This window comes from Erysipelatoclostridium sp. DFI.2.3 (assembly GCF_019132535.1).
Lineage (GTDB): Bacteria > Bacillota_I > Bacilli_A > Erysipelotrichales > Erysipelotrichaceae > Clostridium_AQ > Clostridium_AQ innocuum.
The window spans coordinates 1-18,600 of the sequence record NZ_JAHOOJ010000009.1 but is presented as its reverse complement, the minus strand read 5'-3'; the positions used below and the strand labels follow the sequence as shown (position 1 = coordinate 18,600).

34 protein-coding genes are annotated in these 18,600 nt (G+C 37.3%); all 34 read left to right on the top strand.

All coding sequences use genetic code 11. From position 1 onward, the window contains the following. Positions 1-128: 128 nt before the first annotated feature. Positions 129-401, top strand: coding sequence for a hypothetical protein (locus KSZ58_RS10495; protein ID WP_217752720.1), 273 nt, complete (start codon positions 129-131; stop codon positions 399-401). 63 nt (positions 402-464) lie between these two features. Next, positions 465-689 (top strand): 3D domain-containing protein, encoded by a 225-nt coding sequence (locus KSZ58_RS23480; protein WP_217752732.1) that lies wholly within the window; start codon positions 465-467, stop codon positions 687-689. A gap of 10 nt (positions 690-699) precedes the next feature. Continuing rightward, positions 700-1,164 (top strand): hypothetical protein, encoded by a 465-nt coding sequence (locus tag KSZ58_RS10485; protein WP_217752719.1) that lies wholly within the window; start codon positions 700-702, stop codon positions 1,162-1,164. Then, positions 1,151-1,426, top strand: a complete 276-nt coding sequence (locus KSZ58_RS10480) for a hypothetical protein (RefSeq protein WP_217752718.1) — start codon at positions 1,151-1,153, stop codon at positions 1,424-1,426. Before KSZ58_RS10485 ends, KSZ58_RS10480 begins: the two co-directional genes overlap by 14 nt. Beyond that, entirely contained in the window at positions 1,426-2,367 is a 942-nt protein-coding gene (locus tag KSZ58_RS10475; protein WP_217752717.1) for a YqaJ viral recombinase family protein, read from the top strand. Before KSZ58_RS10480 ends, KSZ58_RS10475 begins: the two co-directional genes overlap by 1 nt. Next, complete coding sequence (locus KSZ58_RS10470) at positions 2,354-3,223, top strand: recombinase RecT (protein WP_217752716.1); 870 nt, start codon at positions 2,354-2,356, stop codon at positions 3,221-3,223. The genes KSZ58_RS10475 and KSZ58_RS10470 overlap by 14 nt, the downstream gene beginning before the upstream one ends. A gap of 17 nt (positions 3,224-3,240) precedes the next feature. Beyond that, entirely contained in the window at positions 3,241-3,492 is a 252-nt protein-coding gene (locus KSZ58_RS10465) for a hypothetical protein (protein WP_217752715.1), read from the top strand. 18 nt (positions 3,493-3,510) lie between these two features. Further along, the gene (locus KSZ58_RS10460; protein ID WP_055201048.1) at positions 3,511-3,942 is read left to right on the top strand and encodes a hypothetical protein; all 432 of its coding nucleotides are present in this window, start codon (positions 3,511-3,513) and stop codon (positions 3,940-3,942) included. Further along, positions 3,936-4,667, top strand: coding sequence for a hypothetical protein (locus tag KSZ58_RS10455; RefSeq protein WP_217752714.1), 732 nt, complete (start codon positions 3,936-3,938; stop codon positions 4,665-4,667). Before KSZ58_RS10460 ends, KSZ58_RS10455 begins: the two co-directional genes overlap by 7 nt. Beyond that, positions 4,667-5,092: a RusA family crossover junction endodeoxyribonuclease gene (locus KSZ58_RS10450; RefSeq protein ID WP_142419605.1), complete on the top strand. Its 426-nt coding sequence runs from the start codon at positions 4,667-4,669 to the stop codon at positions 5,090-5,092. The genes KSZ58_RS10455 and KSZ58_RS10450 overlap by 1 nt, the downstream gene beginning before the upstream one ends. After that, on the top strand, positions 5,082-5,432 hold the full coding sequence (locus tag KSZ58_RS10445; RefSeq protein WP_217752713.1) for a hypothetical protein: 351 nt from the start codon (positions 5,082-5,084) through the stop codon (positions 5,430-5,432). Before KSZ58_RS10450 ends, KSZ58_RS10445 begins: the two co-directional genes overlap by 11 nt. After that, positions 5,419-5,949, top strand: a complete 531-nt coding sequence (locus KSZ58_RS10440) for a hypothetical protein (protein WP_217752712.1) — start codon at positions 5,419-5,421, stop codon at positions 5,947-5,949. Before KSZ58_RS10445 ends, KSZ58_RS10440 begins: the two co-directional genes overlap by 14 nt. A 3-nt stretch (positions 5,950-5,952) precedes the next feature. Continuing rightward, positions 5,953-6,789: a helix-turn-helix domain-containing protein gene (locus tag KSZ58_RS10435; RefSeq protein ID WP_217752711.1), complete on the top strand. Its 837-nt coding sequence runs from the start codon at positions 5,953-5,955 to the stop codon at positions 6,787-6,789. Then, positions 6,776-7,987 carry a DnaB-like helicase C-terminal domain-containing protein gene (locus tag KSZ58_RS10430; RefSeq protein ID WP_217752710.1) on the top strand — a complete coding sequence of 404 codons (1,212 nt, stop codon included), beginning with the start codon at positions 6,776-6,778 and terminating at the stop codon, positions 7,985-7,987. The genes KSZ58_RS10435 and KSZ58_RS10430 overlap by 14 nt, the downstream gene beginning before the upstream one ends. A 197-nt stretch (positions 7,988-8,184) precedes the next feature. Continuing rightward, the gene (locus KSZ58_RS10425; protein ID WP_217752709.1) at positions 8,185-8,649 is read left to right on the top strand and encodes a hypothetical protein; all 465 of its coding nucleotides are present in this window, start codon (positions 8,185-8,187) and stop codon (positions 8,647-8,649) included. Continuing rightward, entirely contained in the window at positions 8,646-9,617 is a 972-nt protein-coding gene (locus tag KSZ58_RS10420) for a DNA cytosine methyltransferase (RefSeq protein WP_217752708.1), read from the top strand. Before KSZ58_RS10425 ends, KSZ58_RS10420 begins: the two co-directional genes overlap by 4 nt. A 114-nt stretch (positions 9,618-9,731) precedes the next feature. Beyond that, positions 9,732-10,277: a hypothetical protein gene (locus KSZ58_RS10415; protein WP_217752707.1), complete on the top strand. Its 546-nt coding sequence runs from the start codon at positions 9,732-9,734 to the stop codon at positions 10,275-10,277. Then, on the top strand, positions 10,274-10,942 hold the full coding sequence (locus KSZ58_RS10410) for a hypothetical protein (protein WP_217752706.1): 669 nt from the start codon (positions 10,274-10,276) through the stop codon (positions 10,940-10,942). The genes KSZ58_RS10415 and KSZ58_RS10410 overlap by 4 nt, the downstream gene beginning before the upstream one ends. Further along, entirely contained in the window at positions 10,935-11,423 is a 489-nt protein-coding gene (locus KSZ58_RS10405) for a single-stranded DNA-binding protein (RefSeq protein ID WP_217752705.1), read from the top strand. The genes KSZ58_RS10410 and KSZ58_RS10405 overlap by 8 nt, the downstream gene beginning before the upstream one ends. 45 nt (positions 11,424-11,468) lie before the next feature. Then, complete coding sequence (locus KSZ58_RS10400) at positions 11,469-11,774, top strand: hypothetical protein (protein ID WP_217752704.1); 306 nt, start codon at positions 11,469-11,471, stop codon at positions 11,772-11,774. Continuing rightward, on the top strand, positions 11,767-12,126 hold the full coding sequence (locus tag KSZ58_RS10395; protein ID WP_217752703.1) for a hypothetical protein: 360 nt from the start codon (positions 11,767-11,769) through the stop codon (positions 12,124-12,126). Before KSZ58_RS10400 ends, KSZ58_RS10395 begins: the two co-directional genes overlap by 8 nt. After that, a complete protein-coding gene (locus KSZ58_RS10390; RefSeq protein WP_217752702.1) occupies positions 12,119-12,280 on the top strand; it encodes a hypothetical protein in 162 nt (53 codons plus the stop codon). Before KSZ58_RS10395 ends, KSZ58_RS10390 begins: the two co-directional genes overlap by 8 nt. A gap of 99 nt (positions 12,281-12,379) precedes the next feature. Then, on the top strand, positions 12,380-12,700 hold the full coding sequence (locus KSZ58_RS10385) for a hypothetical protein (protein ID WP_065531528.1): 321 nt from the start codon (positions 12,380-12,382) through the stop codon (positions 12,698-12,700). After that, a complete protein-coding gene (locus KSZ58_RS10380; RefSeq protein ID WP_055201022.1) occupies positions 12,694-12,885 on the top strand; it encodes a hypothetical protein in 192 nt (63 codons plus the stop codon). The genes KSZ58_RS10385 and KSZ58_RS10380 overlap by 7 nt, the downstream gene beginning before the upstream one ends. After that, positions 12,882-13,727, top strand: a complete 846-nt coding sequence (locus KSZ58_RS10375) for a hypothetical protein (RefSeq protein WP_142419619.1) — start codon at positions 12,882-12,884, stop codon at positions 13,725-13,727. Before KSZ58_RS10380 ends, KSZ58_RS10375 begins: the two co-directional genes overlap by 4 nt. After that, positions 13,705-14,058, top strand: coding sequence for a hypothetical protein (locus tag KSZ58_RS10370; protein WP_217752701.1), 354 nt, complete (start codon positions 13,705-13,707; stop codon positions 14,056-14,058). The genes KSZ58_RS10375 and KSZ58_RS10370 overlap by 23 nt, the downstream gene beginning before the upstream one ends. Before the next feature lie 86 nt (positions 14,059-14,144). Beyond that, on the top strand, positions 14,145-14,603 hold the full coding sequence (locus KSZ58_RS10365; protein ID WP_217752700.1) for a hypothetical protein: 459 nt from the start codon (positions 14,145-14,147) through the stop codon (positions 14,601-14,603). A gap of 529 nt (positions 14,604-15,132) precedes the next feature. After that, a complete protein-coding gene (locus tag KSZ58_RS10360) occupies positions 15,133-15,333 on the top strand; it encodes a hypothetical protein (RefSeq protein ID WP_118002520.1) in 201 nt (66 codons plus the stop codon). A gap of 142 nt (positions 15,334-15,475) precedes the next feature. Next, positions 15,476-15,985: a hypothetical protein gene (locus KSZ58_RS10355; RefSeq protein WP_217752699.1), complete on the top strand. Its 510-nt coding sequence runs from the start codon at positions 15,476-15,478 to the stop codon at positions 15,983-15,985. A gap of 27 nt (positions 15,986-16,012) precedes the next feature. Beyond that, complete coding sequence (locus tag KSZ58_RS10350) at positions 16,013-16,246, top strand: hypothetical protein (RefSeq protein WP_118002522.1); 234 nt, start codon at positions 16,013-16,015, stop codon at positions 16,244-16,246. Positions 16,247-16,256: 10 nt separating this feature from the next. Next, positions 16,257-16,517, top strand: a complete 261-nt coding sequence (locus KSZ58_RS10345) for a DUF6618 family protein (RefSeq protein WP_118002523.1) — start codon at positions 16,257-16,259, stop codon at positions 16,515-16,517. A 45-nt stretch (positions 16,518-16,562) separates the two neighbouring features. Beyond that, positions 16,563-16,808 (top strand): hypothetical protein, encoded by a 246-nt coding sequence (locus KSZ58_RS10340; protein WP_217752698.1) that lies wholly within the window; start codon positions 16,563-16,565, stop codon positions 16,806-16,808. A gap of 3 nt (positions 16,809-16,811) precedes the next feature. Next, positions 16,812-17,189 (top strand): hypothetical protein, encoded by a 378-nt coding sequence (locus KSZ58_RS10335; RefSeq protein WP_118002525.1) that lies wholly within the window; start codon positions 16,812-16,814, stop codon positions 17,187-17,189. Between the two features lie 466 nt (positions 17,190-17,655). Continuing rightward, positions 17,656-18,405, top strand: coding sequence for a phage terminase small subunit-related protein (locus KSZ58_RS10330; protein ID WP_118002526.1), 750 nt, complete (start codon positions 17,656-17,658; stop codon positions 18,403-18,405). Positions 18,406-18,600 lie beyond the last annotated feature (195 nt).

Here is an 18,600-nt window from a genome sequence, read left to right as displayed (position 1 = left end):
ACAAATGAATGATAAGAATGAATGTGGGAAATCGGTATCAACTGACTCACCTTGAAAGTACCAACCGAGTTTAACATATTCAGCAATTAACGCTAATCGGGGGAATTACAAGAAGAAAGGAGAAGTCAATGGAAGAACATGTTAACGAAGAAGTGAAACGGAAAGAACGAATGTTATGGACAATGCTTGTGTTGGCGCTCAGCATCACACTTAACATCGTATTTACATACTCAATACACATGAATTTAGAAAGCATTGATATATACCGGAAGAAAGTCACTACAACAGAAACCCGAGCGGTGGAGTTGGAAGAGGACTTAAAAAGAATGACCACGAAAAATAAAGAACTAGATGCAAAGGTTGAAAAGTTAGAAAGGAAACTGGCTGAACAACCGAAATGAAGATCATTAGGAGTTTTTAAGCTTACAGCCTATTATGCAGGCGAAGATGAATGGGGTGATACAATCGCAAAACCCTGTGATGGTGAGCATAGAGCATGGCTAAACCACACAATAGCTGTTGACCCAAACGTTATACCTCCAGGAAGTAAAGTCCTCATTGATGGCATCGTCTACACGGCAGAGGATGTGGGCGGTGCAATCAAAGGAAATATCATAGATATCTGGGTAGGCACTGAGCAAAACAGCTTTGGTGTGAAATACAAAGAAGTCTATATCATGGAAAAATAGGAGAAAAAATATGACAAAAGAAGAATTCTGGAAGAAGTTTAAAGATGGTGTACTTTACATCCACACACCTACAGAAGAACAGTGCATGACATTTGTACAGATGAGTAAAGAAAATGGCATATATTTGGCTTTAGATATGGCAGTGTATTTTGAATATGGCGAAAATACATGCTTAGGAATCATGAAAAAAGATGATTTAGGTATTTTCACAAGAGCCATAGCTGAATCGAATTTCGGAAAAAGCATTGATTATTGGCTTGCTTATGGAACAAAAGAACACGTTGGTCACACTCAGATTGTTGAGTTTTCAGAGGTGTTTTGCGAGGAAGGAGAAGAAAATGAATCAGAGTTGAACATCGACGCAATTCTTTTAACTGGTTTATCCACTGCTATCGCGGTACTCATTGAGCAAGGAATACCAGTTCATTTAATTAACATGGCAGTTAAAGAAGGTATTGAACATGCAAAAAACTGAGACCAACGAAGTTCTGGATAACATCGACTTTCAGCAGGAGAAAAAAGAAGAAAGGATGATGGAAACTAAAGCGATGATTGATTTTGAATGTTGCCCTTTGTGTAATGAACCATTTGCATCATCACAACTTGTATATAAGTTGCCAGATAATACATTGGCACATACAAAATGCATATTAGAGTATGTGGATAATGAAAGCAGAGAATATGGTGATATCTCTGATGAAAGAAGAGAAATAAGAAGTGTTGAGGAGATATTTTAATGTCTTATATAAAACATAAATTACCGAACACGCAGGATCAATGGTTAAAAAACCGTCTATCAGGTATTGGCGGTTCAGATGCGGCAGCTGCTATTGGAAAATCACCTTGGGTTTCGCCGTATACACTCTGGTGTGAGAAGCGTGGTCTTATTAAAAAAGATATAGATAATGAGTCAATGCGTCTTGGAAGAGATTTGGAAAATTATGTTGCTGAGCGTTTTTCTGAGTCAACAGGAAAAAAGGTACGGAAGTCATCTTTCAGCTATCAGTCAGTAGAGTACCCGTTTATGTTGGCGAACGTAGATAGATTGATAGTTGGTGAAGATGCTGGTTTAGAGTGTAAAACTACTTCTGCTTTCACAAGAACTAAATATGATAAAGGAGATATCCCCATTCAGTACTATATTCAGTGCATGCATTATATGGCGGTTACTGGTAAAAAGAAATGGTACATTGCTGTTCTTGTTTTAGGGATTGATTTCTATTGGTTTGAAGTAAATTGGGATGATACAGAGATAAATAATTTAATTATTTTGGAAAAAGAGTTTTGGGATTGTGTCGAAAATGGTGTTGAACCAATGATAGACGGATCACTTAGTACATCTGAAACTTTGAATGAAATATTTCCGATTTCTGATAGCACAGAAGTAGATTTGAAGAATTATGAGCAGGATTTGCAGAGGCTCATGGAAATAAAAAAGTTTATTTCTAAACTAGATAGAGAAAGAAAACAAATAGAAAATTCCATAAAAAATGATATGGGAAAATCTGAAATTGGATTTGTAGATAGATACACAATCAAATGGAAAAATCTAAAGCAAAGCAGGATTGACAATAAGAGACTTAAAAAAGATTATCCAGAAATATATGCAAAAGTTATAAAAGAAGTTATTTTAAGAAGATTTGAAGTCACGGAGGAAAATGATAATGACAACAACTAATCAACAAGGAATTATAAGTAAAACGGCAGGGATGGTAACAGATAAGAAAAAGCAACCGCAGTCAATAAAAGATTACATAACAGTGATGCAACCTGAAATTGCTAAAGCATTACCAAAAGTTATGACACCTGAAAGGTTCACACGCATTGCCTTATCTGCTGTTTCAAACACTCCTCAACTACAGAACTGCACTCCAAAATCATTTTTAGGAGCAATGATGAATGCAGCACAATTAGGTCTAGAACCTAATACTCCACTTGGACAAGCATATTTAATCCCCTATAAGAACAAGGGAACACTTGAGTGCCAGTTTCAAATAGGGTATAAAGGCTTGATTGATCTTGCGTATCGTGGTGGTGATGTAAAAACAATTATGGCACAGACAGTCTATGAAGGGGATGAATTTGAATTTGAATTCGGGTTAAACCCCAAGTTAATTCATAAGCCAGCTAAAGAAAATAGAGGAAAAGCTGTGTGGTACTATGCTGTATTTAAACTTGTAAATGGTGGAGAAGGATTTGAAGTTATGAGTGTTCAAGATGTTGAAGAACATGCAAAAAAATACTCACAAGCTTATAAATCATCATTTAGTCCTTGGAAAAATAATTTTGATGAAATGGCAAAGAAAACTGTTATCAAAAAAGTGCTCAAATATGCGCCGATGAAAACAGATTTTGCTAAAGCAATAAATGAAGATGAAACTATTAAAGCAAATATAAGTGATGATATGTCTTCTATTCCTAATGAATTTTTCGATGCAGATTATGATGAATCTGAAATTGACTATGATATAGATCCGGCTACAGGAGAGGTGAAAGAAGACGCAAATGGAAATCCAGTGTTAAAGGGAGTGTAAACGAATGGAGGAATCGTATGAGTTTGTATATAGAATCTCAGGATAAAGAATACTTAGGAATTTTCAAAAAGTTTCAGCAGTGCCATGCAGAAATACTTGGATATGATGAAACATGGGAAGATGACAGCAAAGTTGTACTTGGTGATTATGCGTCACCTGAGCGGGCTAAGGAAGTTATGTGCGAAATTAAAGGATTTCTTGGTACGCCGGCCATGGAGGATGGTACATATTTATATCTAAACAATGTATTTGAAATGCCGCAGGAGTAAGGAAAGAGAGGGAACAAAATGAAACAGACAAAGAAATCAATTATCGAAGCATGTCATGGAAAAATCATGGAGAAGGCTGATTATGCATTAGAACAGGTATTGGCAAATATCAATGATATGAATACTGACGAAAGAAAAAAAAGAGCTATCACGATAAAGTTGGAATTCGCTCCGCAGAATGAGCGAAAGGAAATCAAAATGGCGGTTCAGGCATCGGTAAAACTTGTGCCGGCAAACCCAATCGAAACAACGTTATTCAATGTCATGGAGCAGAATAAAGAAACTGGTGAAGTGGTTAATGTTTTAAAGGAAATGACAGGGCAGGCACCAGGGCAGATCAATTTTGAAGGTGACATCATCGAACCGGAAGTATTTGTAATCGGCATGGAAGCAGAAAAAATCATCACAAAGGAAGAAGCCAATAGGGCAGGAGGAGAAGCATTATGTTAAAAGAAGCATTGCAGTATGTAGCTAGATTAGCTACCGATTCACAGGAAATCATCGTAAAAGATATTAACGGTGAAACTTATGTAAAAGGAGATGCACACCGCATACCTACAGACATGGCATCTAAAATGAGACTTTATAGTTTGGATTCCACAGTAGACTATATTAAAGATTGTATCAGTGGTTGTAAGTTTGTGCTTCCGTATGTTGTCAATGTTGGATATAAAGAAATTGATGTATATAGCGGACTCAATGAACGTCTGGAACGTAATGTTTTGATCGAAACAACACCTTTATTGCCTCGTATATCATTTGATCATTGGATGGACATGGAATCATTTGTAATCCAGTTGAAAACTTGCTTTGTTGAAACTGACAATTTGAATAAGTTGGTCGCTATTGTATCATCCATTACCGATGAATCGAAGGTTTCAATGGAGGATGATGGATTTGGACTGAAAGTATCTCAGGTGAGCGGCACCACCATCAAAAAACCGGAAGAATTCCAGATTAACCCAATTGTGAGACTTGCTCCATACCGTACTTTTACCGAATTAACTCAGCCAGAAAGTAGATTCCTGTTACGTGTTCGAGACGGCGGTAAAATGGCACTTTATGAAGCTGATGGAGGAATGTGGAAATTAGAAGCACAGCGAAACACATCGGATTATCTGCGTGAAGCTCTTGCTGAAGAAATTGCAAATGGCACAGTGGTAGTAGTCGGATAATGCAATTTACCGTCTATGGTGAACCAGTAGCAAAAGGAAGACCTAAGTTCAGCAGACAGGGAAATTTTGTAAGATCATATACTCCGACCAAGACAACGAATTATGAGAATTTAGTGAAGCTCTCATATGCTGAAGCGTGCCGTGGATTGAATAATCCTTTAGAGGGGGAAGTGTCAATGAGAATTGATGCTTTCTTCTCTATCCCAAAATCAACCAGTAGAAAGAAAAAAGAGTTGATGAACACTGGATTGATAAAGCACACAAAGCGCCCTGATGCAGATAACATTGCTAAAGCCATATGTGATGCACTGAATAAGGTTGCCTATGCCGATGACAGCCAGATTGTGCATCTTGAAGTAAATAAGTATTACAGTGATATCCCAAGGGTAGAAATCACGATTGAGGAGGTACTACATGAACGATGAAAGCAATGAAGTTATCACTTTACAAATTAATGACAAACTACGCATTTTGAATGGTGATAACGACAGCTTTATTTTACAGGAAGCTTATATATCAGAAAAAACGAACACTTTACAGTGGCGTAATAAGAGCTATTACAGCGACATTTTGACTTGCCTATACGCAATCCTCCGGAGAATGCCAATCGAGCAGGGAGATACCATTGCAACGTACACAGAGCGTTTTGAAATGTTGTATCAGTTTCTATACATTGATTTTCTTGGAAAAGTTAGCTCAAAAGCGAAAAGTCATGGGGGTAAGGGGGCAGTGAAAGAAGGGGATGAAGAAAATGAAACTGAGTGATTTGAAAACGGGTATGTGGGTTAAGTCAAGGAATGGTGACATGTCTCTTGTTATGAGAGACCACGTATCTATAAGTTCAAGTGATGGCATATTTATTGACAAATGTGGATATTTTGAATTCAAAGAATACAATGATGATATGACAGATTGTGAGTTCACAGAATGCGACATAATCGAAGTGTTTATACCAGATTTGGAAAAGTGCACATTAAATGGAGATGGTCTAATCTCTATTTGGAAAAGAAAGGAATTGCCGAAATTAGCTCCATTTGAAAAAGAATTCCTAAAAGCTTTAAAGCCTGCATATAGAAGTTGTTGGATTGCTAGAGATAAAGGTGGAGACTTGTATGCACATGATGGAAAGCCAATAAAGAATGAACTGGTTTGGGTAAGTGAATACTGCCATGAAATTAGTGATTCTGCCAATTTCCAGCTCTTTTCCAAAGAACCCTTTACATGGTGTCAATGGGAAGACGAAGAACCGTGGTATATTCCGGATTTGTTAAAAGAGGCATAAGGTATGGCTTCATATAAAAGGCATCTGAATAAAGACTATACTGTCATGCCTAACCACCATCTACGAAATAAGGATTTATCGTTAAAAGCAAAAGGTTTGCTTAGCATGATGTTAGGGTTACCTGATGATTGGGATTATTCAATCAACGGTCTGGTGGCAATATCCAGAGAAGGCAGAACAGCTGTTGAAAATGCTTTGAAAGAATTAAGAGAAGCAGGTTATGTTGTCATACGTAAGTTATATCCTAATCAAACAGATAGTGGAATCATTGAATATGAGTACAATATCTATGAATTTCCACAAGATGAAAAGGTAGCGTGTCAAGACATCGTATATCAAGAGGCACATAATCAAGGCACATGTTTTCAGACCATTGAAAACCACCAACAATTAAATACTTATAAATCAAATACTTATAATAAAAGAAATATAAAAGAAATTCAATTTGATTTGACAGGAAAAGAAGAAACGGACAAATGTCCGGACAAATCTACACCAGAGATAGAGTTAGAGATAGATATATATAAATATAATGTGCAAATTCATGATGAATTTGAAGAATTATGGAAGCTTTATCCTAACAAAAAAGGTAAGACTAATGCATTTAAGTCTTATGAAAGAGAATGCAAGAAAAAGAAGAATCCTGCTAAGTTTGAGGAAGTGAAGAAAGGCCTTATTGCATATTGTGAATATATCAAAGCAACGAATACAGAAATGCGCTTCATAAAGAATGGCTCTACCTGGTTTAATCAAAGATGCTGGGAGGATGATTATACTATCCAAAATGGAAAGAATAGTCAGACAAATAAGAAGGCTCAACCGGAATATGAATTATTGTGATTCTGACAAAAGTTATCTCCTAGAACAACAGGTACTCTCCATTCTCATGGTAAATGATGAAATGCTGAAAGAGTCTGAACTAGATCCAGAGATATTCACGGATATTAGACATCGTAGAATTTACCAAAGTATGAAAGATATTTACAAAAGCAAAGGTATTGTTGATTTTATTGAAGTTGCAAAAAGAAATGAAGATATCTATAAGCTTCCAGATTATTTGTTTGCGCTTCAAGATCAATACTTTAGCTCAAAAAACTTTTATGCCTATGTCGATGGGTTGCAAGAAGTATACAAAAGGCGTAAAGCACATGAGATTTTGGCAAAGTGTGATAAAGAAGAAATTACATATGATGAAATGGTCAGTGAAATATCAAAAGTTGGTGTTACCTTTGCACAGGAATCTAATGCAACTATGTTAAGCGCAGTGGATATGTATGAGTTAGTCACAACAGATAATGCAAAAATCAAGTTTGTGAGATTCGCAAGTCTACAAGAAAAAATTGGTTTCATCGAAAATACAATGAATATCATTGCTGCCAGAACATCCGTAGGTAAATCTGCTTTTGCATTGAATTTGATTGATGATCTATCCCGGAATTATAAGTGTTTATACATGAACATGGAAATGACAGAAAAGGAGTTGTATCAGAGATTAGTCAGTGTTAACAGTGGTGTACCTATCAATGAGCTAATAAAGGCAAGGCAGAACAAAACGCTGAGTAATAAAATCATTCAGGCTATAAACATTGTGCGTAGCAAAAAAATCAAGGTATACAATGGTTCTAAAAGTATTGATGGTATTAGAAAAATAATTTCAAGAGAATGTAAGGATGGACACTGCATTGTTTTTATAGATTATGTTGGTTATGTGTCAACGAGGAAACGACAAAATGATAGGGAGCGTGTAGGAGAAGTTACAAGAGAATTACAGATTATGACAAAGGATTTTAACTGCACGATATTTCTTCTCGCCCAGATTAACAGGGAAGGAACAGAGGCACCTACTTTAACAAATCTGAAAGATAGCGGTGAGCTAGAGCAGTCTGGACATGCAATACTCTTTCTTCATAATCCTTCAAACGATATCAACGATCAGACACCAGAGTATGATTTGATAGTTGCTAAAAACCGTAGTGGCAGGCTTGGAAAATTAAAAATCATGTTCTATAAAGCGATTCAGAGATTTGAGGTGATGTAGATGTGGAAAGTTTATGAAATGATAAAATCAGGGGATTTTAATATCGAACTAATAAAAAAGATTCCGCCACAAGAGATAAAAGAGGCATTGATTGAATTTGCATTAAGCAAAGATAAGTAATCTGTACGTGTAGCGGTGTTATAGCGAGGTGAAAGGTGTTGCCCCTTATCGGTGCTCACTTCCGCCCGTTACACGCCATGGAACAGCCATATGAGGCGCTGATAACGAATCAGAAGGGAGTGAGGGATATGCGGATAGCTAAAAGAGCAGAATTGCTAAAAAAATGGGAGCAGGAGCATAAATCGTTCCGAAGTGAATTGGCAGAACGGATAGGTATTACTCCGGTAAGCATCAATAATTATTTGAAAATATACACAGGTACGATCAAGCAGAAGGAGTTCTGGAAGGTTGCAGGTGAAATGATGGGAGTAGATTTTGAAGCTGAAACTGAAAAACCAAGAAAATATGAGAAGGTTGTATTACCACCTTATGTTGCAACAACGCTTAAATCAAAAGGTAGGACTGTGATTGAACGCAAGTACATATCACGATATGGGAAAAAGAGAATTCTGAACTATTTGGCTAAGCAAGGACTGAAGTGCAGATTTGTCTTAGCCGGAACTGAAAATGATCCAACTGATATTTTGGAGATAGTGAAATGATCAAGATGCTTGAATTGTTTGGTGGTGTTGGTGCTCCACGAAAGGGGCTTGAAAATCTTGGTGTGGATATCAAATCCATTGATTATGTTGAAATACTGCCGTATGCGGTACAGGCATATAACTGTATTTTTGACAATGGGTACAAGCCACAAGATATTTGCACATGGAACATGGATGTTGACATTCTTATTCATGGCTCACCTTGTCAGGATTTCAGTAAAAATGGCTTAAATAACATAAATACAGGTCGTTCAATCCTGTATGAAAGAACCCTTGAAATCATTGAAAAGGAATTGTTAAGAAGACCAAAAACGGTGATTTGGGAGAATGTACCGAATCTTATATCACACCGGCACATTGAACATTTTGACCATTATTGCGACACGATGTCTTCCCTTGGATACACAACTTCATATGCCATTCTTAAAGCTTCTGGATATGGTTCTGCTCAGGCTAGAGACAGGCTTTATACAGTAAGTATGCTTGATGGTAGATATCAATTTCCGGAACCACAGGCACTTAAAAAGGATATCCGCCATTATCTGGATTACGATGTGAATTTTGAACTGAATGCTTTATCTGAGAATGAGAAAAAACTATTTTTTCAGAAAGATGGACAATTATGTGTTAGGGAAGCTACGAAGCTTGGATATAAAATCGTTGAAGAATTTGACACTGTGAATGTAGAATTTCCAAATAGCAAAACACGCAGAGGAAGGGTAGGACGGAAAGTGTGTCCTACCTTGACTACCCATCCACGTATTGCCATATATTATCACGGTAAATTACGGATGCTGACTGCATTAGAGCATTGGCGTTTAATGGGATTTGATGATGCCGATTATTGGCGAATGGTAGAGAACGGGCTAACAGATATCCAGATTTCAGCACTGGCAGGAAACAGTATCTGCGTGCCAGTGATGGAAGCAATATTTAAGCAGCTACCGATGATTCAGGAGTATTTATGAGTTTATAGAAAGTAGGTGAAATTTTGAAACAAGAAAGCCTATTTGGAAGAGCTGTCGATCTTTCAATAATGAAATATGAAAAAAGAGGCAAAAAGACTATAAAGCAAGCATTCCGTGAAGTTGCTGGATATGACGGCATGCACAGATGTGATGATTGTAAGTATCATTATTCATATGAAAGATGCAATAGAAGATTCCATAAGTGCCGCAAAATCGGAAATAATGGCAGTAAATCCACTGATATCCGATCGAATGATAGAGCATGTAAATTTTATGAGTCAGAAGGAAGTGAGAACAATGGAAAGAAGTGAACTAAGTGTTGGACAGACTGTGTATATCGAACCTGTAGGGAATGCCGCTAAATATGGCACAGATATCATCGAAACTAAGATTTCAAAAATTGGAAAAAAATATATTGAAACAGAGAAGTTTGGTGAAATGTATAAATTTAATATCAGTGATGGCAAGCAAAAAGACACAGGATATGGTTACGGATATGATTATATTTTGTATCTTTCAAGATCGGAAGTTGAAAATAAACAGGAAAAGGGATCATTACTTTCTTATTTTAATCGTTGTAATTGGTATCGCCTGAATTTAACCCTTGACCAGCTCAGGAGAATAAAGGCAATTATAGATGATGGGAAGCCCAAACAATGAAACCTATATTGTTTAACACCGAGATGGTGCGGGCTATTTTAGAGGACAGGAAGACGGTTACAAGACGTTGCGTGAAGCATGAAATTAATGTATTTGAAAAGAATGGAGAAACGCTAGTTTATGATCATAGATTCCTATTTGATTTTGTATTAGATGCTTATATTAAAAGTCAAGCAAGATATAAAAAGGGCGATGTATTGTATGTGCGTGAAACATGCGGCGATTACGATGGAGAAGCGAGTTATTATTTATACAAAGCGGATTATACGGAAGGTCAAAAAGGTTTCTGGTTTGAAAAAGAACACATACATTGGGTAGAATTGCCGAAATGGAAACCATCTATCCATATGCCCAAAGAAGCCGCACGTTTATTTCTTCGAGTTACAGATGTACGTATAGAGCGATTGCAAGATATCACTACTGATCAAGCAATAAAAGAGGGAGCATGGACTATGGAAAATGCATGCCCGTTTAGTATTAAGCATGCACTGCACGAAACTGCCAGAACGCATGCTATTGCAGCATTTGCTTATTTATGGGATTCTATCATAAAAAAGCCAGAACTAAGCATTTATGGCTGGGATGCTAACCCTTGGGTATGGGTCTATGAATTTGAAGTTATCAGTAAAGAGGAAGCAATGAAGGAGAGTGAAAAGAATGATTAACAGAGTGATATATGTCGGGAGAATCACAAAAGACCCAGTGCTGCGTAAGACTGCAAACGGTGTCAGCGTCACAAGCTTCACAGTAGCCTGCACCCGTCGTTTCAAACAGGAGGGACAGCCGGAAGCTGACTTCATCAACACGGTAGCATGGAATAAAACAGCGGATATCGTAGCGCAGTATACACATAAAGGCTCACTGGTCGGTGTGGAAGGAAGAATCCAGACACGCAGCTTTGATGATCAGAGTGGTAAACGCGTTTATGTAACAGAAGTTGTCGCAGACAGTGTACAGTTTCTGGAAAGCAAAAGCGCTGCTGCAAGCAATGCGAACAGCAATGCCTATGTACCTGACTATGAGCAGGGAAGCAATCAGGGCTACCAGAGTGACAACAGCAGCTCCCAGTCCTACTCCAATGACTTTACAAGCAGCAGCACACTGGATATCGCCAGTGATGATCTCCCTTTTGATAAACCCATGTAGTGGTGGCGTGCTGCATGGGAGAATAAGCCAGCGAGGAGCGAGAATATGAATAAATATCAAGAAGCACTAAATAGAATATTAGATGATGACTACGATTTTCCACACGATTTTTATGGGGAAGATAAAGCAACTACGAAAGAACGTGATGCCGATATTATGCAAGAATTAGTAGATAAAGCAACACTCAAGAAACCCAATATTTGGGGTGATGGCTATGATGATAAAGGACAATTAATTTACGACATGTATGACTGTCCTAATTGTGATAAAACTTATGAATTGGATTATGAGAAATATGATTACTGCCCAAAGTGCGGTCAGGCAATAGATTGGAGTGATGAAAATGAATAAATACCAAAAAGCATTACTTGCTATAAAAAAAATCGTCATCGATGAACGAGCTGATGGCTTTTATCATCCACGGACGGTTGCAGATTTTTACTGTGATGATGTTGATATTTTGCAGGAGTTAGCTGACAACCCACCTCTAAAAATTGAAGAATTAAAAGAAGGTATGTGGGTTTGGGATGATAAAATAAAGTCATATATCTACATTTTTGAACTATTATACTGGAAACCAGTAAAGGCAATTATATATGCGGGGCGAATCATAAATGATCCGGCACATGGGTTCTGCATAGATTTTGAAGAAAACCGTTTCTATCGCAGGGAAGTACCACAAGAAGGGCAAGAAAATGAGTGATGGAATAAACAAAGAAATAGTATTACATTGTTTAAAATCCGCAAGTGATTTTCACGATGAAATTTGTGAAGAGTGTCCAATGTATTCTAAGTGTGATCATACATGGAAAAGCAAAGTGTATGAACGAGCGATTGAGCTAATTGAAAACCAATGAATACCGGTCGAAGAAAGACTATGTAAAAGCTTGGATGCCATTGCCAGAGGCATATGAGCCACAAGAGATGATTTAGAATTAAAAGATCGGAGTGATAATTTGTCTGACAATCATATTGAAAATGGGTATGAAAGAGAATTGAATATTGACGTGCCGATGAGTGTTAAGCCTTATGTGTCAGCAGTTTATGGAATTGAAAAGAAACTGAATGATCTACTGTCATTTAAGGTTGGCACAGTCTGTAAAGAGCAACTAATGGATTACGTGGAGCAGGCTATATATTACGCTCTTCTGGCAGGTATGCAGCAACAGAAAGAGATTAACACAGGAATCATGATGGATATGCAAAGGCAACTTGATATCTTAATTAAAAGGGATGGACAAGCTGCGAAAGAAAGGAAAGAGAAGGTAGGATGTTGATTAGAATAACAAATGAGTTAACCGATATATCGGAGAACTTGCGGCCGATTAAAGGAAGGGTGTATGAAGTTGTCGACACAATAGCAGGGAAGTATAGGCCGAATGACAATTACCGGCATGTGATTGAGGTAAAAAGGCAGCAGATATCCATTGCTCCGGATGAGTATAAGGTGGTGAGAATATGATTAAATTACCTGAAATTAAATTCCCTCCGGAGAATGTCATGGCATATAACACATGGCTCAGAATGGTTTGTAATCCAAACAATTTTAGTTTCTGGTATGAGAGAGTTAAGGATTGCGGATTAAAAATACCGGCAAGTGCTTATTATCAGTTTACATATGATGATGTAAGAAAATATATTGGATATATCTATGGCGAAGACAAAGATATGAATGCAAAGAGAAAAGAATTTTGCCGAAAAATATTGATTCCATTGCTTGATGATTTCCTTCATATTAAAAACAGAAAGAGTGATGAAATCTTTATTAAAAATGCTGTGTTTTCAAATAAATTTACATTTTCCGACTGCCATATTATTGATTTTGTGCCTTTGAAGGATGTGGTAAAGAAATTAGAGAATATAAATTATACAGGACTTCTTGTTGGAGCAGAAGGATTTAATGAAATTGTGTTGAGAGAGTATATTCATCCGAAATTAAACTTTGGAGAAATATATAATGGCATGGCTCTTCGTCCGGAGTTTAGAGTATTCTATGATTTTGATAAGCAGAAGTTGTTGTATACGGTGAATTACTGGAATTATCAATACTGTGAAGAACATTTAAGCGTAGAGGATAAGGCTGTATTTTCAAATGCTGAAGCACAGTTAAATAAATACTTTAAACAGCATGTAGACGAAGTTGAAAAATTGGTTATTGAGCATATGCCTCGTGCATGGCTTGAAGGTAAATGGAGTATCGACATTATGATGAATGATGAAAATGATTTCTACCTTATTGACATGGCTCTAGCAAAAAACTCAGCGTATTGGAATCCAGAACATGAAGGTAAAAGTAATGAGTAGGAATACACTGTCACGCAAGGCGGTGATTCATAAACTGCTTGAGATAAAGCAAAGTTTTAGCCTTCCACTGAGCAAACAAAAGGCGATTTACAAGGCGATAACTGATGTTAATTACAGGATTGCTGATGATTGTAAGGTTGAAGAAAAGCCAGTAAATATGTTTGTAAATTACGGCGATAAACCGCATGAACTTAAGACTATCATGCTTAAAATGTATGTGTGCCCAGCGTGTGGAACTGGAATTAGGGAAGTGAATTATCATGGTATGCTCAATAAACCATTTCCAAAATTTTGCTCTGAGTGCGGCAAGGCATTAAAAGCACCATCATAGGAGTAATAAAAAAGGACTGCCCCTCGCAAAAGCAGTCAAGAAACAATGTATAACCTATTGCTAATTATAGCATAGGAGGAAAACAAATGGTAGAGATAACAACAGAAGAAATTGGCTACATGAAAAAAATCTTAGAGTGCTATTACTTTGCACAGGATCAGCAACAGAAAGAATTACATAGTGCTCTTGAACTTCAAATGCTGCTTGAACAGGAATGCAAAGTGTCTGGTATGTCTTATGATAGCTATGGCAATGGATGTTCAGTGAGCTTCCCAGAAGGCTCATATTTGCAACAATTGAGTATCGAAATCGCAACTCATGATGTTGAGGCTAAACGCTGGATGCAGAAGTTTAAAGGTCTGGACAAGACACACAAGATAAATTACCGCCTTAACCGGCTTCCAAAAGACCAGAAAGAAACCCTGCTGAACGTATACTGCCGTGGTATCAGCGTGTACAAGCTTGCAGAGAAGGCTGGAATAAGCACTCAGGCATATCATGATCGTATCAATACAGCAATCCGGCATATGCTGAATGTAGAATAGAAAATCATAATCTCAATAGAGAAAGTAGGCTAGGTGACTGGTCTGCTTTCTTGTACAAATTTTTCAGGAAATTTTCGCTGTTGCGTGGCAGGCCGGAACAGTTTTTACCTATTACACCCCCTTTTCCCTAGCGCATAGGGGGTACACACATATTTTACGAAAACCCTTTATTTAAGGCGTTTTTCGTCCTTCCAAAAATTCGAAATTCCGTGAAAAGTTGTTGACTGGATAGCATAATGTAGGTGCAAGGCAGGAGATACCAAATCAATGACCACGAATCATTAACCTGTCTTGCATCATCCAGAAGGTGGCAGGAAATCCTTAGTATAAAGCCGTTACAAAATCCCGGGACGTGCGGACATTATACAAGGAGGTGGTGCCATGACACAGCTTATTAAAGAGCTGCGGCTGCTGATCAATGCTATAGCTAGATTGATCCAGACAATAAAAAAAGAAGGCTAACCCACGACAGCCGCCTTCTGGGTCTATTTTAAACCATATTGCTAAGGTTGGCAAGGAGGAAAACAAAATGAAAAAAGCAAATGAATATAAAATTTATAAAAAATTAGAATTAACTTCAATTCCTATGCAACATTATTTCAATATTGTTGATATTGATGTTACAACAGGAAGATATTTAGGGTTTTATACAAAAGTAAATAATGACGGTAATGAAGTATTATTAGATGGATGTTCATTACTAAAATACATAGAATTGGTATTAAGATAATTAAGAGAAAGTGAAGCGATAACACTTAAAACACTAGAAAAGTTTGAAATTGATGTTTGCTCGACTAGATGAGTATAAACAGGTGTTAAGCCTAGTGCGGCAGGAAGACAATGACAAAAGCGAAAGCAGGAGGAAAATGAAAATGGATGAATACACACAGCAGGCTTTAGATTTTTTAAAGAAAGCAAAGGCTACTTGTAATATTGAATTTGGCGGATGCACCACCAACCCAAACTGGAAAGAGAAGGAATACAGAAATTTTTATAATATAGTTCTTTCTTCTCCTCGTGGTTCGATGTCGTTTGTATTTTGGGATTCTATCCATAATACAGAAATTTCTAAAATGACACATTCCGAATATGCAAAGAAGCGTTTTAAATGTCAATATGACTACTTGGCATCTACTGATAAAGCAAAAGCAAGAAAAGAGTTAAAAGAAAAGAAAGCCGCCGCAAAACCTACAGAGTATGACATTTTAGTTTGTTTAAATAAACATGACCCTGGAAATTTTGAAGAATTTTGCTGTGAATTTGGATATGACGAAGATAGCAAAACAGCCGACAGAATTTATATTACGGTAATCAAGGAATATAAACAGCTTGAGCGAATTTTTACCGAAGAGCAAATGGAAGAATTGCGAGAAATCAATTAAAGCACAGAGAAAAAAGGAGGCAACAGCATGAAAACTTTATATCAACGGATTGTCGAGGTTATTAAACCAGAGGATATTAGTCATCACAGATTTGATCTATATGTACGATTAAGTGATGCAAGTAAACAAGTTATAAGGGACTTTTGCACTGATTCTAATATCCCCTTGAGCAGGCTGTTAATCAACACAGTAAACTCTAATATACCACCATTTGATACATGGTATATTATTCCGCTCGCTTATGACCCATTTTGGGAATGAGGAAAAGAATATGAAGAAATCTAACATATTAGGCGTTTACGATGCCTCAGCGAAAGAAATATCCATTGATTACAACGGATTTAATTATCTAATCGTATTTGGTGAGCATGTAAACGGCGGATATTTTGCGATAATAAATCATGGTGTTTGTGGGGATCTGGCAGGACTTAAGGATGTTGGCTACAACGCGGAGAGTATTGGCAATGCTGTTAAAAATTATGATACCGGAAAGGTTCTGGCGCTTGCTATTGCAGCGTTTGCGGAGGTGTAACATGCCTTTACAAAATATCATATTTATCTATGTATTTTACAGAGTATGCCGCCTATTGTGGGAGGCAGGGACGGAGGAACAGAGGAAATGAAAGATAAAATGTTATTGGCTGCCGGAATCGTCGTTGTGGCGGTTCTCAGCTTTGCAGCTGGATTATATGTACAGCGTGAGCGCATTATTAACAACGCTATTGTGACCTACGAGGAGCGTAATAGTACTGCATGGGTTTATATGTCTATTGATGGCAATGTGCACGCATACGACCCCGAAACAGGGCAGAAAGAGGAATAATAAATGGATAATAAAGTGATGACATGCAAGAGTTTAAAAAGTAATGGTGTAAAACTATTTGAGCGTGATAGGTATAACGACGGCCTGTATATCGGCAGTTATACATATTACTACTGCCAAGGTGATAGGATATTCTGCCACGAATATAACCGTAATGATCTCACTTACACAGGTGGGGAAAACTGCTGCTATCCTGCGGTTGTTGATGCAAGCAAAGAAGATAACTGGGGTGAAATAATAACATGTGATATTAGGGATTTATCTATATTTGATAAAATCAATGATATGATGGATTACGTATCCTACCATTACGATATGGCATGGGATAAATTAAAAATTGAGTTATTAGCAATTTTGGGATGGGATGTTAAAAATGATTAAAGTAATTTTTAAAATAATGGGATGGTGCATCTTGGCACCTGTAGCAATCGCCGTTGGCATGCTGCAATGGGTCTTAAAATCTTACAAATAGTCGGCCTGATCTGGTCGGCTTTCTTTTGGTTTTCCACCTGATTTTACTGAGTTTTCCACTTGACTCATCAAGTTGACAAATCTTCAAAATTGTGTTATTCTTTGGCTAAGTTATAAAAGGCAGTGCTCTTGTGAGTGCTGCTTTTTTTATTACTCTCTGGTTGATTTCTAGCTTGTTTCAAGGCTGTATAACTACACTCGTAAAGACACCATTACACTGGTTAAACAGCTCTTAGATAGCTTTAAAAACAGTGATGTGTAGAGTATATAGCTACTACCTAGGCTAGTAGTCTTTTAAAAGCTTTAAAAGATCTTTAAAAGACTAAAAGATTTAAAAAAAGAAAATAACACAAAAGAAAAAAAGTGAGGTGAGAACATGAAGCCACATTACAAAGGATTTTACCAGTATTGCAAAGGTCGGGCACTGAAGGACATTGCCAAAGACTTAAACACTACTGAGGGCACTGTAAAGAGCTGGATGACCAGATACCACTGGGTTGATAAACGTAACTGCTGTAGGGCAGAGGATGGATCGGTGGATCTGGAAAAAGCCAGAGGATTCCTTAAGGGGAAAGGTAACGTGGAGCCAGTGCCAAGATGGGAAGCTGTAGAAGAAGACCAAGGCAAGAAGACTCTTAACGACATGTTAGCAGAATCACCGCACGATGATGACTTCAAGCTGTTTGTACAACAGACATTAACTAATTCAGTACGTAGTCTAGGAGTATCTAAAGCTACTACAGATTATGAATGTCAGTTGCGTATAGTAGAGTATTTTAAAACATGTATTCGTGATGGTTATATACCAACAATGGAAGGTTTATGGCTATGTTTAGGTATTGGTCAGACTTGTTTTTATGATTGGTGCAACGGAAAATCGGGAACAGTTCGTGCGGAGCTATTACAAAATGCAAAACTTTGTATTCACGAGTTCAACACACAGCTAGCAATTGCGGGGCGTATGGACAAGGTTTTATACATGTTCATATCCAAGAACCGGCAGGACATGAAAGACCAGGTGGACACCGTAGTAACGCACAACAATGTTCTGGGCAGTACAGCAGACAAAAACGAGATAGCCAACCGGATAGCAGAGCAAGCTGACAATCTGCCTGATGATGGCTGATAAATGGCTATAAAGAGCCAAATGTTAATACATCCTTAACACAAAACACGATAAATAAAGGCTTTATAGGGAATATAGCAAAAGATGTGTAAATAGTAAAAAGCGGGTAAGAATGTAGATACGAAACATACTTACAGGAGGAAAAATACTATGAACACATCTTTTATTTCGACAAAGCAGATTAAGGATCTTGTC

Excerpts from the sequence above, each read along its gene's own strand:
- KSZ58_RS10495 (WP_217752720.1), top strand. The coding sequence starts at position 129 with ATGGAAGAACATGTTAACGAAGAAGTGAAACGGAAAGAACGAATGTTA.
- KSZ58_RS10485 (WP_217752719.1), top strand. The coding sequence starts at position 700 with ATGACAAAAGAAGAATTCTGGAAGAAGTTTAAAGATGGTGTACTTTAC.
- KSZ58_RS10480 (WP_217752718.1), top strand. The coding sequence starts at position 1,151 with ATGCAAAAAACTGAGACCAACGAAGTTCTGGATAACATCGACTTTCAG.
- KSZ58_RS10475 (WP_217752717.1), top strand. The coding sequence starts at position 1,426 with ATGTCTTATATAAAACATAAATTACCGAACACGCAGGATCAATGGTTA.
- KSZ58_RS10470 (WP_217752716.1), top strand. The coding sequence starts at position 2,354 with ATGACAACAACTAATCAACAAGGAATTATAAGTAAAACGGCAGGGATG.
- KSZ58_RS10465 (WP_217752715.1), top strand. The coding sequence starts at position 3,241 with ATGAGTTTGTATATAGAATCTCAGGATAAAGAATACTTAGGAATTTTC.
- KSZ58_RS10460 (WP_055201048.1), top strand. The coding sequence starts at position 3,511 with ATGAAACAGACAAAGAAATCAATTATCGAAGCATGTCATGGAAAAATC.
- KSZ58_RS10455 (WP_217752714.1), top strand. The coding sequence starts at position 3,936 with ATGTTAAAAGAAGCATTGCAGTATGTAGCTAGATTAGCTACCGATTCA.
- KSZ58_RS10450 (WP_142419605.1), top strand. The coding sequence starts at position 4,667 with ATGCAATTTACCGTCTATGGTGAACCAGTAGCAAAAGGAAGACCTAAG.
- KSZ58_RS10445 (WP_217752713.1), top strand. The coding sequence starts at position 5,082 with ATGAACGATGAAAGCAATGAAGTTATCACTTTACAAATTAATGACAAA.
- KSZ58_RS10440 (WP_217752712.1), top strand. The coding sequence starts at position 5,419 with ATGAAACTGAGTGATTTGAAAACGGGTATGTGGGTTAAGTCAAGGAAT.
- KSZ58_RS10435 (WP_217752711.1), top strand. The coding sequence starts at position 5,953 with ATGGCTTCATATAAAAGGCATCTGAATAAAGACTATACTGTCATGCCT.
- KSZ58_RS10430 (WP_217752710.1), top strand. The coding sequence starts at position 6,776 with ATGAATTATTGTGATTCTGACAAAAGTTATCTCCTAGAACAACAGGTA.
- KSZ58_RS10425 (WP_217752709.1), top strand. The coding sequence starts at position 8,185 with ATGGAACAGCCATATGAGGCGCTGATAACGAATCAGAAGGGAGTGAGG.
- KSZ58_RS10420 (WP_217752708.1), top strand. The coding sequence starts at position 8,646 with ATGATCAAGATGCTTGAATTGTTTGGTGGTGTTGGTGCTCCACGAAAG.
- KSZ58_RS10410 (WP_217752706.1), top strand. The coding sequence starts at position 10,274 with ATGAAACCTATATTGTTTAACACCGAGATGGTGCGGGCTATTTTAGAG.
- KSZ58_RS10405 (WP_217752705.1), top strand. The coding sequence starts at position 10,935 with ATGATTAACAGAGTGATATATGTCGGGAGAATCACAAAAGACCCAGTG.
- KSZ58_RS10400 (WP_217752704.1), top strand. The coding sequence starts at position 11,469 with ATGAATAAATATCAAGAAGCACTAAATAGAATATTAGATGATGACTAC.
- KSZ58_RS10395 (WP_217752703.1), top strand. The coding sequence starts at position 11,767 with ATGAATAAATACCAAAAAGCATTACTTGCTATAAAAAAAATCGTCATC.
- KSZ58_RS10390 (WP_217752702.1), top strand. The coding sequence starts at position 12,119 with ATGAGTGATGGAATAAACAAAGAAATAGTATTACATTGTTTAAAATCC.
- KSZ58_RS10380 (WP_055201022.1), top strand. The coding sequence starts at position 12,694 with ATGTTGATTAGAATAACAAATGAGTTAACCGATATATCGGAGAACTTG.
- KSZ58_RS10375 (WP_142419619.1), top strand. The coding sequence starts at position 12,882 with ATGATTAAATTACCTGAAATTAAATTCCCTCCGGAGAATGTCATGGCA.
- KSZ58_RS10370 (WP_217752701.1), top strand. The coding sequence starts at position 13,705 with ATGAAGGTAAAAGTAATGAGTAGGAATACACTGTCACGCAAGGCGGTG.
- KSZ58_RS10365 (WP_217752700.1), top strand. The coding sequence starts at position 14,145 with ATGGTAGAGATAACAACAGAAGAAATTGGCTACATGAAAAAAATCTTA.
- KSZ58_RS10360 (WP_118002520.1), top strand. The coding sequence starts at position 15,133 with ATGAAAAAAGCAAATGAATATAAAATTTATAAAAAATTAGAATTAACT.
- KSZ58_RS10355 (WP_217752699.1), top strand. The coding sequence starts at position 15,476 with ATGGATGAATACACACAGCAGGCTTTAGATTTTTTAAAGAAAGCAAAG.
- KSZ58_RS10350 (WP_118002522.1), top strand. The coding sequence starts at position 16,013 with ATGAAAACTTTATATCAACGGATTGTCGAGGTTATTAAACCAGAGGAT.
- KSZ58_RS10345 (WP_118002523.1), top strand. The coding sequence starts at position 16,257 with ATGAAGAAATCTAACATATTAGGCGTTTACGATGCCTCAGCGAAAGAA.
- KSZ58_RS10340 (WP_217752698.1), top strand. The coding sequence starts at position 16,563 with ATGCCGCCTATTGTGGGAGGCAGGGACGGAGGAACAGAGGAAATGAAA.
- KSZ58_RS10335 (WP_118002525.1), top strand. The coding sequence starts at position 16,812 with ATGGATAATAAAGTGATGACATGCAAGAGTTTAAAAAGTAATGGTGTA.
- KSZ58_RS10330 (WP_118002526.1), top strand. The coding sequence starts at position 17,656 with ATGAAGCCACATTACAAAGGATTTTACCAGTATTGCAAAGGTCGGGCA.